Source organism: Streptomyces sp. NPDC048636, assembly GCF_040650655.1.
Classification (GTDB): Bacteria; Actinomycetota; Actinomycetes; order Streptomycetales; family Streptomycetaceae; genus Streptomyces.
The window spans coordinates 1-15,616 of sequence record NZ_JBEZHR010000008.1 but is presented as its reverse complement, the minus strand read 5'-3'; the positions used below and the strand labels follow the sequence as shown (position 1 = coordinate 15,616).

The 15,616-nt window shown below is 73.0% G+C and carries 13 protein-coding genes, 1 rRNA gene and 1 pseudogene; 2 read left to right on the top strand and 13 right to left on the bottom strand.

What is annotated here, in order from left to right; all coding sequences use genetic code 11:
- Positions 1 to 2 precede the first annotated feature (2 nt).
- The 6 genes from AB0C66_RS22250 to AB0C66_RS22225 form a co-directional block, all read right to left on the bottom strand.
- On the bottom strand, positions 3 to 1,166 hold the full coding sequence (locus AB0C66_RS22250) for a glycoside hydrolase family 64 protein (RefSeq protein WP_362441145.1): 1,164 nt from the start codon (positions 1,164 to 1,166) through the stop codon (positions 3 to 5).
- A 124-nt stretch (positions 1,167 to 1,290) separates the two neighbouring features.
- Positions 1,291 to 2,430, bottom strand: coding sequence for a glycosyltransferase family 4 protein (locus AB0C66_RS22245; RefSeq protein WP_362441843.1), 1,140 nt, complete (start codon positions 2,428 to 2,430; stop codon positions 1,291 to 1,293).
- A gap of 309 nt (positions 2,431 to 2,739) precedes the next feature.
- The gene (recN, locus tag AB0C66_RS22240; protein WP_362441142.1) at positions 2,740 to 4,491 is read right to left on the bottom strand and encodes a DNA repair protein RecN; all 1,752 of its coding nucleotides are present in this window, start codon (positions 4,489 to 4,491) and stop codon (positions 2,740 to 2,742) included.
- Between the two features lie 136 nt (positions 4,492 to 4,627).
- The gene (locus tag AB0C66_RS22235) at positions 4,628 to 5,542 is read right to left on the bottom strand and encodes an NAD kinase (protein WP_362441139.1); all 915 of its coding nucleotides are present in this window, start codon (positions 5,540 to 5,542) and stop codon (positions 4,628 to 4,630) included.
- Between the two features lie 77 nt (positions 5,543 to 5,619).
- Complete coding sequence (locus tag AB0C66_RS22230; RefSeq protein WP_362441840.1) at positions 5,620 to 6,492, bottom strand: TlyA family RNA methyltransferase; 873 nt, start codon at positions 6,490 to 6,492, stop codon at positions 5,620 to 5,622.
- Between the two features lie 42 nt (positions 6,493 to 6,534).
- On the bottom strand, positions 6,535 to 6,918 hold the full coding sequence (locus AB0C66_RS22225; RefSeq protein ID WP_362441837.1) for a hypothetical protein: 384 nt from the start codon (positions 6,916 to 6,918) through the stop codon (positions 6,535 to 6,537).
- Positions 6,919 to 7,039: 121 nt separating this feature from the next.
- On the opposite strand from AB0C66_RS22225, the gene AB0C66_RS22220 reads away from it, so the two are divergent.
- Complete coding sequence (locus AB0C66_RS22220; RefSeq protein ID WP_362441136.1) at positions 7,040 to 7,387, top strand: sterol-binding protein; 348 nt, start codon at positions 7,040 to 7,042, stop codon at positions 7,385 to 7,387.
- On the opposite strand, the gene AB0C66_RS22215 is transcribed toward AB0C66_RS22220, so the two are convergent.
- From AB0C66_RS22215 to AB0C66_RS22200, 4 genes are all read right to left on the bottom strand, one after another.
- Complete coding sequence (locus tag AB0C66_RS22215; protein WP_362441834.1) at positions 7,335 to 8,378, bottom strand: ABC transporter ATP-binding protein; 1,044 nt, start codon at positions 8,376 to 8,378, stop codon at positions 7,335 to 7,337. The genes AB0C66_RS22220 and AB0C66_RS22215 overlap by 53 nt on opposite strands.
- A gap of 38 nt (positions 8,379 to 8,416) precedes the next feature.
- Positions 8,417 to 9,460 (bottom strand): iron chelate uptake ABC transporter family permease subunit, encoded by a 1,044-nt coding sequence (locus tag AB0C66_RS22210; protein ID WP_362441831.1) that lies wholly within the window; start codon positions 9,458 to 9,460, stop codon positions 8,417 to 8,419.
- 14 nt (positions 9,461 to 9,474) lie between these two features.
- On the bottom strand, positions 9,475 to 10,524 hold the full coding sequence (locus AB0C66_RS22205) for an iron chelate uptake ABC transporter family permease subunit (RefSeq protein WP_362441133.1): 1,050 nt from the start codon (positions 10,522 to 10,524) through the stop codon (positions 9,475 to 9,477).
- Between the two features lie 145 nt (positions 10,525 to 10,669).
- Entirely contained in the window at positions 10,670 to 11,719 is a 1,050-nt protein-coding gene (locus AB0C66_RS22200; RefSeq protein WP_362441130.1) for an HAD hydrolase-like protein, read from the bottom strand.
- A gap of 79 nt (positions 11,720 to 11,798) precedes the next feature.
- On the opposite strand from AB0C66_RS22200, the gene AB0C66_RS22195 reads away from it, so the two are divergent.
- Entirely contained in the window at positions 11,799 to 13,085 is a 1,287-nt protein-coding gene (locus tag AB0C66_RS22195; protein WP_362441127.1) for a DUF1015 domain-containing protein, read from the top strand.
- A gap of 63 nt (positions 13,086 to 13,148) precedes the next feature.
- Here AB0C66_RS22195 and AB0C66_RS22190 read toward each other — a convergent pair whose 3' ends face one another.
- The 3 genes and pseudogenes from AB0C66_RS22190 to rrf all read right to left on the bottom strand — a co-directional run.
- Positions 13,149 to 14,045: a hypothetical protein gene (locus AB0C66_RS22190; protein ID WP_362441828.1), complete on the bottom strand. Its 897-nt coding sequence runs from the start codon at positions 14,043 to 14,045 to the stop codon at positions 13,149 to 13,151.
- Positions 14,046 to 14,126: 81 nt separating this feature from the next.
- Positions 14,127 to 15,392 (bottom strand): annotated as a pseudogene (locus AB0C66_RS22185) (hypothetical protein); the annotation flags it as partial.
- A 131-nt stretch (positions 15,393 to 15,523) separates the two neighbouring features.
- Positions 15,524 to 15,616, bottom strand: a 5S ribosomal RNA gene (rrf, locus tag AB0C66_RS22180); the annotation flags it as partial.

The following is a 15,616-nucleotide window of genomic DNA, read 5'->3' as shown; positions in this document are numbered from 1 at the left end:
GTTCAGAACGGGGTCAGGGTGAGGGTGAGCCCGGTCGGCGCGGTGTCCTGGAGGTAGGACGCGAAGTCGGCGACGTCGTCGAAGGCGAAGCCGTACGCCTTGCCGTCGGTGGTGGCCGCGTGCATGGCCTTGGCGTAGTGGTGGGTGATCCGCTCGGTGTAGAAGGCGGCCGGGTCGGTGACCGGCTGTCCGGCCGCGCCGTGCAGGGTGGTGCGGTTGAAGCCCGCGCCGAGGACGGCCGCGACCGGGCCCGTCGTCCCGTCGTTGGGCGCGGCGAGCGCACCGTCGCAGAACAGCACGTCCTTGGTGGAGGGTTTGGCGAAGGAGACGGCGGCGGGGCCGGTGAAGGAGAGCCTGCCGCCGCCGACCCGGCCGGTGAAGGTGCCCGCGTTGGTGGTGATCTTGAGGTCCTTCGATCCGTAGGTGTCCCAGACCTGGTCGATATAGGACGCGAAGTAGTCCTGCGGGAACAGTCCGGCGCCCAGACCATGGCCCGGGGCGATCACCCGCAGCCGGTCGCCGAGCACCAGCGGACCGAAGTCGTCGGTCGCGGCGAGCCCGGAGAACACCGTGTCGCGGGCGCCGTCCCTGAGGGTGCCGGTGGTCTGGTCCTTGGCACCGGTGAGCCGGATCGCCAGCGGCACGCTGAACATGTCCACCATGGTGGTGTTGCAGAACATGCCGTCGGCGTTGAAGGTGAACTCCGCGCAGTCGTGCAGGACTTCGTAGTTGGGGTCCCCCGAGACCCAGCCCGCCGGGTATCGCAGCGCGGCGTTGCCCGCGCCGTCATCGACCGCCCTGAGCTTCAGCCGGGAGCCCAGCGCGACATAGATCCGGCCGGACATCCGCGGCAGGGTCAGCCGGGTCTCCCCGCTCCCGGCCAGCGGGATGGCGTAGTCGGTCCAGCCGTCGGGGCCGTTGTCGGACAGGGCGACGGGGGCGAGTTGACCGTCGGGGGTCACCCGTACCTGGCGTCCGCCCTCACTGCCGACGATGTAGAGCCATATCGACGTATCGGCGAACTGACCGGTGCGGTTGACGACGGTGAGCGGCAGGGTGGCGGCGCGCTGGGCGCCGTCCGCCCGGCCGCCGGTGAGGGCGAGACCGGAACCGGCGGCGGCCGCGGTCGCGGCGAGGGAACCCAGCAGCTTGCGGCGACTGATCATGGTGACGTGCTCCTCGGCGTGGTGGGGGTTTGCCGGGACAGTGCGCGAGGATGACGGACGGCGCGATGGAGAGCGCTCTCTCGCGGTCACTGCGCAGCACCCTGCCGATCGCCGCCGGGGGCCGTCAACCCCCTTGGCGCCAAAAGGTCTGAACCAACTCGTCGTAGACGCTGAGGACATGACCGACCGTGTCGTCCTCGGTCGGCCAACCGGCCGTCCGCGCCCGCCCGGCGGCGGCCAGCGCCATCCGGCGCGCGGGGTCGGCGAGCAGCCCGGTCACCGCCTCGGCCAGCGCCTCCGGGTCGCCGTACGGCACCAGTTCGGCCGCGTCCCCGACCAGTTCGGGCACCCCGCCCACGGCCGTGGCGACCAGCGGCACCCCCGCGTGCAGCGCCTCCTGCGCGAGCAGCGAACGCGCTTCCCAGCGGCTGGAGAGCACCGCGACATCGGCCGCCGCCAGCAGCTCCGGCACATCGTCACGGCGGCCCAGCAGCCGCACCGGCAGCCCCTCCGCCTCGATCCTGCGCTGGAGCGGCGCCCGGTCCGGCCCCTCCCCCGCGACCACCAGCATCGGCTGCGGGTCCAGCGTCCGCCACCGGCGGGCCGCGTCCAGCAGCGGACCGCAGCCCGCGCGCTCCAGGCGGCCCGCCGTGACCAGCAACGGCCGTTCCACGACGCCCAGTTCGGCCCGGGCCTTCTGCCCTTCGCCGTCGTCCACGCCGTTCATGACGGCCCCGCCGCGCGGCGCCGGGACCGCGACCGGTGCCAGCCGCGCGTCCCGGGCGCCCCGGGCGCGGGCCCGCTCCACCAGGTCCGAGGAGGCGCCCAGCACGATCGCGGCGGTGCGCGCCACCGTGCGCTCCATCAGCCGGACCACCGGTCCCCGTGCCCCGTCGGTGTCCACCGTGGTGTGCCAGGTGACGATCAGCGGAACGCGGCGGCCGCGCAGGGCCATCGCGGCCAGCAGCCCGGAACGCAGCCCGTGGGCGTGCACCAGCTCCGCGCCGAGCGAGGCCGCCCGCAGCGAGGCGACGCTCCCGGCGTCGGTCAGCGCGTCGAGGGCGGTGAACCGCGCGCCCGCCTCGGTGAAGCCGTAGCCCCGTTCGGCGCTCCAGGGCCCGCATACGGTCACCCGCAGCCCGCGCGCCACCAGCCCGGCCGACAGCGACCGCACATGCACCCCGCTGCCCGAACCGCCCCTGCCCAGCACCTGGACGGCGTGCAGCGACGACTGCCCGTGCGGCGGGACCGGGGTGCTGCTCACGGTACTGCTCACGCGGGCGGAGCTCCTGAGGCGATAGAGGGGTCGGGGAGGGGCGCGGCGGTGCGGGCGGTACGGGTGCGCCGGGCCCCAGAATGCCAGCAGTCGCGGTGCCCTCGCGGCACCGCCCGCGCGGGGCGCCCGGCCCTGGCTCGGCCGTACGTCCGCAGTACCACCCGTATGGGTGACCCCCGGGGAGCCCGGCCCGCCGGCCGCCCCCTTCTCCGCTTCTCCGCTTCTCCGCTTTCTCCGCTTCTCCGTCATACGAACGCCGCGCGCTCGCCTGACGGCGGGAACGGACCGGACCGGGGTCTAGCGTCCGGCGCGCGCCGCCTCCAGCAGCTCTTCCGCGTGCGCCCGCGCCAGTTCCGAGTCCTCCTGGCCGGCCAGCATCCGCGACAGCTCCCGTACGCGGTCCTCGCCCTCCATGGCCTTGACCCCGCTGCGGGTCACCGACCCGTCGTTGGTCTTCTCCACCACCAGGTGCCGATCGGCGAACGCCGCGACCTGGGGCAGATGCGTGACCACCACGACCTGCGCGGAGCGGGCCAGCCGGGCCAGCCGACGGCCGACCTCGACCGCGGCCTTGCCGCCGACGCCCGCGTCCACCTCGTCGAAGAGGTACGTCGGCACCGGATCGGAACCGGCGAACACCACCTCGACCGCGAGCATCACCCGGGACAGCTCACCGCCGGAGGCGCCCTTGGCGATCGGGCGGGGCGGGGCACCGGGGTGCGGGGCGAGCAGCAGCTCGACCTCGTCGGCGCCGTGCGGACCGTAGAGCACGGCCCGGCCGCCGACGTCGACGCCCGCCGTCTCGTCCGCGGCGTCGGTCTGGCGGATGGCGAAGGTCACCCGGGCGTGCGGCATGGCCAGTTCGGCCAGTTCGGCGGTGACCGCCCCGGCGAAGCGGGCCGCGGCCTCGGTCCGGGCGTCGCTGAGCGTCTGCGCCAGCTCGCCGAGTTCGCCGCGCAGCGCGTCGTGCTCGGCGGTCAGCTCGCCGATGCGGTCGTCGTCGCCGTCCAGCTCGGCCAGCCGGGCCGCGCTCCGCTCCGCCCAGACCAGTACGTCCGCGATGCTCTCGCCGTACTTGCGGGTCAGCTGGGTCAGCGCCGCGCGCCGCTCCTCGACGGCGGCCAGCCGCAACGGGTCGGCGTCGAGGTTGTCGGCGTAGCCCGCCAGCTCCTGCGCGACATCCGCCAGCAGGATGCCGACCTCGCCGATCCGGTCGGCCAGCCCCGCGAGCGCGGGGTCGTGGGAGCGTACGGCCTCCAGGGCCCGGGCGGCGCCGCCGACCAGAGTGGTGGCGTCCACGCCCTCGGGGTCCTCCGGGTTCCCGGCGAGCGCGGCGTGGGCGAGGGCGGCCGCGGAGGCCAGGGCCTCGGCGTGGCCGAGCCGCTCGGCCTCGGTGGCCAGCTCACCGTCCTCCCCCGCGCGGGGCTCGGCCGCGGCCACCTCCTCGAGACCGAAGCGGAGTAGATCGGCTTCCTGGGCTCGCTCCCGGGCGCGGGTGGTCAGCTCGTCCAGCTCGGCGGTGACGGCGCGCAGTCTGCGGTAGGCGCCCGCGTACTTCTCCAGCGGTCCGGCGACCGCCTCGCCCGCGTACCGGTCCAGCGCCTCACGCTGCCGGGCGGGGCGCAGCAGGCCCTGCTGATCGGTCTGGCCGTGCACCGCCACCAGCTCGTCGGCCAGCTCGCCCAGCAGCCCCACGGGGACCGACCGGCCGCCCAGATGGGCCCGGGAGCGGCCTTCGGCGGAGAGCGTACGGCTGATCAGCAGCGCGCCGTCGTCCAGTTCGGCGCCCGCCTCCTCGGCCCGTACGGCCGCGGCCGAGCGCGCGTCCAGCGTGATCCGCCCCTCGACAACGGCCGCCTTGGCGCCGATCCGTACCAGGGCGGCGTCGGCCCGGCCGCCCAGCAGCAGCCCCAGACTGGTGACCACCATGGTCTTGCCCGCGCCGGTCTCACCGGTCACCGCGGTGAACCCGGGCGACAGCTCGACGACCGCGTCGTCGATGACGCCCAGCGCACGTATCCGCATCTCCTCCAGCACGTGCAAGACCATACGAGGTTTGGTGGGTCCGATGCGACGACGGGGCTCACCTTCCGGGTTCCGTCCGCACGGATGACCGGGCGGACGGACCCCTTCGTCACGGTTTACCGGCGCGTATGACCGGCACGGTTCACCGCTGCCGCGGGCGCTAGTGGGGGGCGCCGCGCCAGCCCGCGACCGGCAGCGCGAACTTGGCCACCAGCCGGTCGGTGAACGACGCGTGGTGCAGCCGTGCCAGCCGCACCGGTACGGCACCGCGCCGCACCTCCACCCGCGCCCCCGCGGGCAGTTCCACCGTGCGGCGCCCGTCGCACCACAGCACCCCGTGCGGCGTCTGCGGCTGCACCTCCACCGCGAGCACCGAGTCCGGCGTGGTCACCAGCGGCTTGGCGAACAGCGCATGGGCGCTGATCGGCACCATCAGCAGCGCCTCCACCTCGGGCCAGACCACCGGGCCGCCCGCCGAGAAGGCGTACGCCGTGGAGCCGGTCGGGGTCGCGCAGACCACGCCGTCACCGCCGAAGCGGGACACCGGACGGCCGTCGACCTCGGTGACGACCTCGAGCAGCCGCTCGCGGGCCGCCTTCTCCACCGACGCCTCGTTCAGCGCCCAGTCGGTGTGCACGATATGGCCGTCGTTGCGGACGAGCACATCGATCGTCATCCGCTCCTCGACCTCGTAACTCCGGGTCACCACCCGGTCCACGACCTTGTCCAGGTCATCGCGCTCGGCCTCGGCCAGGAAGCCGACCCGGCCCAGGTTGACCCCGAGCATCGGCACTCCGGAGATCCGCGAGAACTCCGCCCCGCGCAGCAGCGTCCCGTCCCCGCCGAGCACCACCAGCAGCTCACAGCCGTCCAGGACATCCCGGCCCGCCTCGACCAGCTCGACCGCGGGCGGCAGCGGCAGATCCGCGGCCTCCGCGGCGAGCACCCGCACACCGATACCGCTGCGCAGCAGCCCCTGCACCACCAGCTCCGCACTGCGGACGGCCGCGGGGCGGCCGGTGTGCGCGAGCAGGAAGATGGTGCGCCCGGCAGCCGGCTCGGCCGTCGGCGTCATGGGAGCGAGTACGGGAGCGTCGGCCGGCTCCGTACGACCGGTTCGGTCCGCTGTTTCCGACGCTGCTTCTGAAGTGGTCAACTGGGCCCCTCCGCCACTGCACGGTCAACATCGGCCGGGTCCAGTGCCGGCGCCCCGGCGCGCATCCACAGAAAATACTCGACATTGCCCGACGGTCCGGGCAGCGGGCTGGCCGTCACACCCAGCACTCCCAGCCCGTGTCCCGCCGCCTTTTCCGCCACCCCGCGCACCGCCTCGGCGCGCAGTTCGGCACTGCGCACGACACCGCCGCTGCCCAGCCGTTCCTTGCCGACCTCGAACTGCGGTTTGACCATCAGCACCAGATCGGCGTCGGGCGCGGCACAGCGCACCAGGGCGGGCAGCACCAGCCCCAGCGGAATGAAGGAGAGATCGCCGACCACCAGGTCCACGGGCTCCCCTCCGATCTGTTCCAGCGTCAGCTCGCGTACGTTCGTACGGTCCAAAACGGTCACGCGTTCATCGCTCTGGAGGGACCACGCGAGCTGCCCGTAGCCGACGTCCACGGCGACCACACCGGAAGCGCCCGCGCGCAGCAGGACGTCGGTGAATCCGCCGGTGGACGCGCCCGCGTCCAGCGCCCGCCGCCCGGCGACCGCCAGCGCCGCGCCGGGCACCGGCCGGACGTCCGTGAGCTGCCCCGCGCCCGGCCCGCTGCGGTACTCCTCGCTGAAGGCGAAGAGGGCGCCCGCCAGCTTGTGGCCGCCGCGCGAGACATACTCCGGGTCGCTGTCGTCCTTGATCACGACGACCGCGGCACTGATCTCCACCTGGGTGGCGGCTTTGGTCGCGGTCGTCCCTCCGACGGTGACCCGTCCCGCGGCGATCAGCTGGCCGGCGTGCTCACGGGAACGGGCCAGCTTGCGGCGCACCAGCTCCGCGTCGAGTCGTACGCGTCGTGGGCGGGTCACTGCCACGGGTGGTTCAGCTCCTGAGGTCGGTTCCGGAGATCGTCAGGCGGGGCCGTGCGGGGCGGGGGCCGGAGGTCCGGGCCGCCGGTCGAGTGCCGTCAGCGTGTCGCGCAGGCCCTGGTGCACATCCTCGTACACCTCCAGATGCTCACCGGTCCCGAGGTGGTCGGCATCGGCCAGCCGGTCGAGCCGGGCGTCGACCTCGGCCACACCGGTGGGGGTACGGGGAACGCCGAGCGGCGCCGGGGCGGCGGGTCCGGGAGCCTCGGCGGGCGGGGCGTCCTCCGGGGGCCGGGGGAGCTCCCCGCCCTCCGAGGTCCCCGGGACAGTGTCTTCCGCGCGCTCCGCGCTCTCCGGGGGCTGGGCGGCGTCCGGGGACGGCCCGGCCGCGGGCCACGGCGCCGGGTCCGTGGTGAGGTCCGGCACGGCGGGCCCGGCGCCGGACTCTGCTCCGGGCCGTACGCCCGGCATCGGCTCACTCATGGCCCCGACGCTACCGCGAACCGTACGTTCTCCGACGTGCGCGACCTGGGGTACGGTCATCGCGATGGCGACCTTGGAACAGTGCCGTGGCGCACTCGACAAACTGGCGGAGAACCTCGCGGGCGCGAACGGGGACCTCCGCGGCGCCGCCGCGCTCGACCGCTCGGTGAGCTGCTGGATCACCGACCTCGACACCACCTTCGTCGGCCGTCTGGTGGACAGCCGGATCGAGGATGTGACGACGGTCCCCGGCCCGCCGCCCGAGCGTGCGCAGATCCGGCTGGCGATGACCGGTGACGACCTGGTGGCGCTGGTCGACGGTGAGCTGCACTTCGCCCGGGCCTGGGGCAGCGGCCGGGTCAAGCTGGAGGCGGGGCTGCTCGATCTGGTCCGGCTGCGGAAGCTGCTGTAGCCGCCGACAGCTCACGCGGCTCGTCGTCCCCCCGGACCGGAGATCCGGCCGTTTTGTCCGAGGCGGCCGGAGCACCTGCCGTACGGGCCCGCCGAGCGGCCGGGATGACCAGCGGGGTACCGGTCTCCGGATCGTCGATCACCTGACAGCGCAGTCCGAAGACCCGTTCCACCAGCTCCGCGGTGACCACCTCGGCCGGTGCGCCCTCGGCGACGACCACCCCGTCGCGCATCGCGATCAGATGGGTGGCGTAGCGGGCGGCGTGGTTGAGGTCATGGAGGACCGCGACGAGGGTGCGGCCCTTCTCCTCGTGGAGCTGGGCACACAGGTCCAGTACATCGATCTGGTGCTGGATGTCCAGATAGGTGGTGGGCTCGTCGAGCAGCAGCAGCGGGGTCTGCTGGGCGATGGCCATCGCGATCCACACCCGCTGGCGCTGGCCGCCGGAGAGCTCATCGACATAGCGGTCGCCCAGCTCGCCCACGCCGGTGGCGTCCATCGACTCCTGGACGATCCGCTCGTCCTTCTCCGACCACTGGCGCAGCAGCCCCTGGTGCGGATAGCGGCCGCGGGCGACCAGGTCGGCGACGGTGATCCCGTCCGGGGCGATCGAGGACTGGGGCAGCAGTCCGAGGGTGCGGGCGACCTTCTTGGCGGGCAGCGAGCCGATCGCCTCCCCGTCCAGCAGCACCGATCCGGCGGCGGGCTTGAGCATCCGGGACAGGGCGCGCAGCAGCGTGGACTTACCGCAGGCGTTGGGACCGACGATCACCGTGAAGGAGTGGTCCGGGATGGTGACGGAGAGGTCCTCGGCGACCGTACGGCGGTCATAGGCGAGGGTGAGCCCCTCGGCGACGAGCCGCTGCGGCCCGTCGGCGGCGCCCTTCGGCCGTGTGGCGGGGGCGCCGGTGGAGCCGGTGGGGGTGCTGGAAGCCACGGTCTGCCGGGTGTCCTTGTCCTGGGGTATGTCCTTGTCCATGTCCTCGTCCATGGTGGGGTCCGCGTCTCCGTCCACGCCGTTGTGTTTCGTCATATCCGCCCCGCCTTGCGTTCGGTCACCAGCAGCCACAGCAGATAGGCGCCGCCCAGCATCCCGGTGAGCACACCCACCGGCAGCTGATCAGCCCCGAAGAGCCGCTGCGCGGACCAGTCCGCGGTGATCAGCAGCCCGGCGCCCATCCAGGCCGACGGCAGCAGATTCGGCCCCGAGGAGCGGGTGAGCCGACGGGCCAGTTGCGGGGCGGTGAGCGCCACGAAGGCGACGGGCCCGGCGGCGGCCGTGGCGGACGCGGTGAGCACGATGGCCGCGAGCATCAGCACCAGCCGGGTCCGCTCCACCCGCACCCCGAGGGCGTACGCACTGTCGTCGCCCATCTCCAGCATCCGCAGGTCCCGGGCGTGCCCCAGCACCACCGGCAGCAGTACGGCGCAGACGACGGCCAGCGGCCAGACCTGGCTCCAGTCACGCCCGTTGAGCGATCCGGTCAGCCACACCACCGCGCGGGTGGCGTCCGGGAGGTCGGCCTTGGTCAGCAGATAGCCGTTGACCGCGCTGAGCATCGAGGAGGCGCCGATGCCCACGAGCACCAGCCGGTAGCCGTGGACGCCTTGCCGCCACGCCAGCGCGTAGACCCCGGCGCCGGTCACCAGACCGCCGACGACCGCACCGGCCGCGACCGCGCCCGGACCGCCCTGGAACAGCACGATGACCGCGAGCGCCCCGGCCGCCGAACCCTGTCCGAAGCCGACCACGTCCGGACTGCCCAGCGGATTGCGGGAGATGCTCTGGAAGAGCGCACCGGCCAGCCCGAGCGCCGCACCGACCAGCAACCCCACCAGCACCCGCGGCATCCGCAGCTCATTGATGATGAAGTCCTGGGCCACGGTGCCGTTACCGGCCAGGGTGCGCAGGACATCGGCGGGGGCGATGGGGAAGTCGCCGCTGCCGATGAGGACGACGCTCATCGCCAGCGATACGGCGATCAGCAGCAGGCCGACAATCGCCCCGCGCAGGTCCAGGCGCAGCGAGAACCCGCGGGTGCGCAGCGTCACCCCGCGCGTCCTGGGCGTCATGCGCTTGCTCGCGTTCACAGTTGGGCCATCCTTCGGCGGCGTACGAGGTAGATGAAGACGGGACCGCCGATGAAGGTGGTGACGACCCCGACCTGGAGTTCGGCGGGCCGGGCCGCCACCCGGCCGATCACATCCGCGCCCAGCACCAGCACCGGCGAGAGCACCGCGGCGTACGGCAGGATCCAGCGCAGATCGGGGCCGGTGAGCGCGCGCACCAGATGCGGCACCATCAGCCCGACGAACGCGATCGGTCCGCAGGCGGCGGTCGCGGCCCCGCAGAGCAGGGTGACGGCCAGCATCGACAGCGCCCGGGTACGGCCCAGATGGGTGCCGAGCGCGCGGGCGGTGTCGTCACCGAGCGCCATGGCGTTGAGCGGGCGGGCGAGGGCCAGCGCCAGTACCGACCCGCCCAGCAGGAACGGCGCGACCTGCTGGACGATCGTCATGTTCGCGGAGGCGAGCGAACCGACCATCCAGAAGCGCATCTTGTCCAGCGCCACCCCGTCCAGCAGCTGAACGGCGTTGACGTAGCCGTAGAGCGCGGCGTACACGGCGGTGCCCGCGAGCGCGAGCCGCACCGGGCTGGCCCCGCGGCTGCCGCCCAGCGCGTACACCAGCACCGAGGCCGCGGCGGTGCCGAGGAAGGCGAACCACACATAGCCGGTCAGCGAGGTGACACCGAGAAAACTGATCGCCGACACCACGGCCGCGGCCGCTCCGGTGCTCAGGCCCAACAGCCCCGGATCGGCCAGCGGATTGCGGGTGAGCGCCTGGATGACGGCGCCGGAGAGGCCGAGACCGATGCCGACGAGCAGCCCGAGGAGGGTGCGCGGCACCCGTACGTCCCGGATCACCACATCGCTGTTCCGGCCGCTGTAGTGGAACAGCCCGTGCCAGACCTCGTCCAGGGGGATCGGCTTGGAGCCGATGGCGATGCTGGCCGCGACGACCACCAGCAGCAGGGCGACCGACGCGGCCAGTCCGGCCGCTCGACGCGCGGTGCGGCGCCCCGGTGGCGCAGTCGCAGTCTCGGTCCCGGCTTTCACCGGACTGACCAGGGTCACGCGGAACTCCACCTCACTGCACGGTCGATCAACGCTTAGGTTAGGTTACCCTAAGCCTCATCCGCCGTATCCGGTCGGGCACCGGAGTCCGCGAGGCCACCTCACCGGCGCGGCCGGCCACCCCACCCCCGGGGCATCCAGCCGCTCACCAGCCCAGCCGGGCCAGAGCCTTCCCCGCGTCCGCGCCGCTCACACCGTCCCCCGCCGCGGTCCAGGCCGCCGCGCACAGCGCCCGCAGCCCGTCCATCGGTTCCGCCCCCTCGCCCTCCAGCAGCAGCACGCCGTCACGCACCCGGGCCGTCCAGCCCCCGCATCGGAAACCCTCCGCGCCGCCCGCCTCTGCGACCGGCTCCACCTCGGGCTGTGAGCCGAGCAGCCCCCTCAAGTCGCGATCCACATAGGTCGGCCGGTGCTTCGGCCCGGCCGCCAGCAGCCCCGCCGCGTCCGTCACCCCGGTCAGCACCAGCAGCGAGTCCACCTCACCCGCGTACGCGCCCTCGATATCGGTGTCCAGCCGGTCCCCGACCACCAACGGCCGCCGGGCGCCGGTCCGCAGGATCGTCTCCCGGTGCATCGGCGGCAGCGGCTTCCCCGCCACCTGCGGGGACGCACCCGTGACGATCCGTACGACCTCGACGGCCGCGCCATTGCCCGGGGCGATCCCCCGGCCGCTCGGAATCGTCAGATCCGTGTTGGACGCGAACCACGGCACCCCGCGCCCCACCGCGTACCCCGCCTCCATCAGCCGGGACCAGGGCATATCCGGTCCGCCGTAGCCCTGCACCACCGCCGCCGGATCGTCGTCCGCCGACTCCACCGGCGTCAGACCGCGCTCGCGCAGCGCCACCCGCAGCCCGTCACCGCCGATCACCAGCACCCGCGCGCCCGACGGCAGCTGTTCGGCGATCAGCCGGGCCACCGCCTGTGCCGAGGTGATCACGTCATCGGCTCCGGCGGGCACCCCGAGACGGGTCAGATGCTCGGCCACCGCCTGCGGGGTGCGCAGTGCGTTGTTGGTCACATACGCCAGCCGCATCCCGTCGTCCCGCGCGGTGCCCAGCGCCTCCACGGCGTGGTCGATCGCCTCGCCCCCCGCGTACACCACCCCGTCGAGGTCCAGCAGAGCGGTGTCGTACACCTCGTTCAGCGGCCGCTGACTGCCCTCGGGCCGGGTCCGGACGGCGGTCTGATTCATGGATGGATACGCTCCTCGCAGATCTGTGCGCTTCTCCCCCGATCATCGCCCATCCCCGTCCTGGGCATAGCATTCTCAAATGAGCATTCCAGGGCCTGGCGGGCAAGGTCTCCAGCTCACCCCGTTCCGAGGGCTGCGCTACGCGGCGGAACGGGTCAGCAGCATCGCGGCTGTCACCTCCCCGCCCTACGACGTGGTGGTGCGCCCCGACGGTCTGCGCGAACTCGAGACCGCGGACCCCTACAACATCGTCCGGTTGATCCTGCCGCAGGCCGGCACCCCCGCCGACCGCCACCGGCAGGCCGCCGAGACACTGCGCCGCTGGCAGGCGGACGGCATCCTCGCCGCCGATCCGGAACCGGCGCTCTACATCTACGAACAGCGCGACGGTCGGACCCTCCAGCGCGGTCTGATCGGTGCCCTTCGGCTGAGCCCCCGCGAGGAGGGCATCGTCCTCCCGCACGAGGACGTCATGCCGCATATCGTCGAGGACCGCGCCGATCTGATGCGCGCCACCGCGGCCAACCTGGAGCCCCTGCTGCTCGCCTACCGCGGCAACGGCGGGGCGAGCGGTGCCGCCCATGTCATCGAACGCACCGTAGGGCGCGAACCGTTGCTGTCCACGACCACCGAGGACGGCATCGACCACCATCTGTGGCGGCTGACCGACCCGACCGACCTCGTCGAGATCGCCAACGACCTCCGCAACCACCAGGCACTCATCGCCGACGGCCACCACCGCTGGGCGACGTATCTGCGACTGCGCGAGGAGCGGCCGGAGCCCGGCCCGTGGGACTACGGACTCGTCCTGCTCGTGGACACCACCCGCTACCCCCTCCGGGTCCGCGCCATCCACCGGCTGCTGCGACGGCTGCCGCCCGCCAAGGCACTGGCGGCGGCGGGCCACGCCTTCCGGATCCAGGAGATCGACGGCCCCCTGCCGCACGCCCTCGAGGCCCTGGCCGAGGCCACGACCGCGGACCCCGGCGGAAACGCCTTCCTGCTCACCGGGGACGGACGCTTCCACCTCCTGGACCGCCCGGACGCCGAACTGCTGGCCCGTACGGTCCCCGAGGGACGGCCGGAGGCATGGCGCACCCTGGACGCGACGGTCCTCCAGTGCGTGCTCCTGGACCACCTCTGGAACGTCCCGGACGCGCCCGAGCACATCGGCTACATCCACGACACCGAGGCCGCCGTCGAACAGGCGGAACGGCTGGGCGGTACGGCGGTGCTGATGCACCCGGTGAACGAGGACGTCGTCCACGATCTGGCCCGCAAGGGCGTCGCCATGCCGCACAAGTCGACGTCGTTCGGGCCGAAGCCCGCGACGGGGCTGGTGCTGCGCAGTCTGACGCTGGGCTGACCCCGGACACGGCGAGAGGGCGGAACCCGTACGGCACGGGTCCCGCCCTCTCGCGGTGCGCGGTCAGCGATCGTCGGCGTCCCGCGACGGGTCGGCGTCGTCTTCCGACACCTCGGCGTCGCGCGGAAGGTCGCCGTCGTGCGTCACGTCGGCGTCCTCCTCCGACACCTCGGCGTCCTCGACAGCGGGCTCCTCGGCCTGGGGCTCGTCGGCCTTGATCTCGTCGGCCTGGGGCTCGTCGACCGGGACCGTCTCGGCCCGGGGCTCCTCGGCCTCGGGCTCCTCGGCGGTCGCCGTCTCGGCCTCGTCCTGGACCGCCTCGTCGGGGTCGAGGGCGTCCACGAACTCCACACCGTCCAGCTCGGCGAGCCGGTCCGACGCGTCCGTGGTCCCACCCTGATCGGCCTCAAGGGCCTTGGCGAACCACTCGCGGGCCTCGGCCTCACGCCCCACGGCCAGCAGCGCGTCGGCGTACGCGTAACGAAGTCGCGCGGTCCACGGCTGGACGGAGTGCGAGGCCAACTCCTGGCTCTGCAAGGTCACGACGGCGGCCTCGGCCTGGCCCATGTCCCGCCGGGCACCGGCGGCCACGAGCCGCATCTCGACCTGACCGGCCCGGTCCAGCTTCTGCACCTCGGGCTCACCGGCCATGGCGAGCGCCCGCTCGGGACGGCCCATGCCACGCTCGCAGTCGGCCATCACCGGCCACAGCTCCGAGTTGCCGGTCATCCGCCGCGCGGCCCGGAACTCGGCGAGCGCCTCGGCGTACTTGCCGACGGCGTACGAGGCGAACCCGGCGGCCTCACGCACGGCGGCCACCCGGGAGGCGAGCCGCAGCGCGACACGGGCGTACTCGTACGCCTGCTCGGGCTCGGTGTCGAGCAGCTTGGCGACCATGACGAGGTTCTTGGCCACGTCGTCCGCGAGCGTCTTCGGCAGGCTCATCAGCTCCTGCCGCACGGACTTGTCGATCTCCTCGCCAGTCACGTCCTCCGGGATCGGCAGCCGCTTGATCGGCTCACGGTCACCGCGCTCGTGGCCCCGGTCGTCACGGCGCCCGTAGCCACCGGAACGGTCGTCACGACGGCCCTTGAAGCCACCGCCGGACCGGTCATCGCGCCCCCGGCCGCCCTGGCCGTACGGACGACGCGGCCCGCGATCGTCGCGGCTGTCGCGCCGGAACCCACCATCGCGGTCGTCGCGACGCGGCCCACGCGGCCGCTCCTCACGGCGATCGTCGCGACGGTCATCACGGCGGTCGCCACCACGGTCATCACGCCGCTCGTCACGGCGGAAGCCGGGACGGTCATCACGCCGGTCATCACGACGGAAGCCGGGACGGTCATCACGCCGCTCGTCACGACGGAAACCGGGACGGTCATCATCACGACGCTCGTCACGACGGAAACCGGGACGGTCATCATCACGACGCGGCCCGCCACGCGGACGCTCATCACGACGGTCATCACGCCGGAAACCGCCACGGTCATCATCACGGCGGAAACCGGGACGCTCATCGCGACGATCGTCACGACGGAAGCCACCACGGTCATCACGCCGATCATCGCGACGGAACCCACCGCGATCGTCGTCACGGCGGAAGCCGGGACGCTCATCGCGGCGGTCATCGCGCCGGAAACCGGGGCGGTCATCACGCCGATCGTCACGCCGGGGACCGTGCGGACGGTCGTCACGCCGGTCATCGCGACGTTCGTAGCCACCGCCGGGCCGACCACCACGGTCGTCACGACGGAATCCGCCACGGTCGTCATCACGACGCGGCCCGCCACGCGGACGCTCATCACGGCGGTCATCACGCCGGAAACCGCCACGGTCATCATCACGACGGAAACCGGGACGCTCATCGCGACGGAACCCACCACGGTCGTCATCACGACGCGGCCCACGCGGGCGCTCGTCACGACGCTCGTCACGACGGTCGTCACGGCGGTCATCGCGACGGAAACCACCACGGTCGTCATCACGGCGGAAGCCGGGACGCTCATCGCGGCGATCGTCACGACGGAAGCCGCCCTGGCGGGATCCACCGTCGCGGTCATCACGCCGGGGACCCTGCGGACGGTCATCGCGACGCTCGTAGCCACCGCCGGGCCGACCGCCACGGTCGTCACGACGGAAACCGCCACGGTCATCCTCGCGACGCGGCCCACGCGGCCGCTCATCGCGGCGGAAGCCACCACGGTCACGGTCACGGCGGGGGCCGGAGTCGCGGGAGTCCCGCCGGTCGCCGCCGTCCCGGCGACGCGGCTCGCGCTCCGACCGGTCGTCGGGAGAGTTGGTGGACATCGGGGTGACTCCTGTCTTGAGGTACTTCAGTCATTCTCCCGCACCGGTCTCGTCGGCGCGGAAACAGCAAAAACAAAAGGACCCCTGGGTCCCAGCGTTGAACGCTGGGACCCAGGGGTCCTCCAAAGATTGTTCGGCGGCGTCCTACTCTCCCACAGGGTCCCCCCTGCAGTACCATCGGCGCTGAAAGGCTTAGCTTCCGGGTTCGAAATGTAACCGGGCGT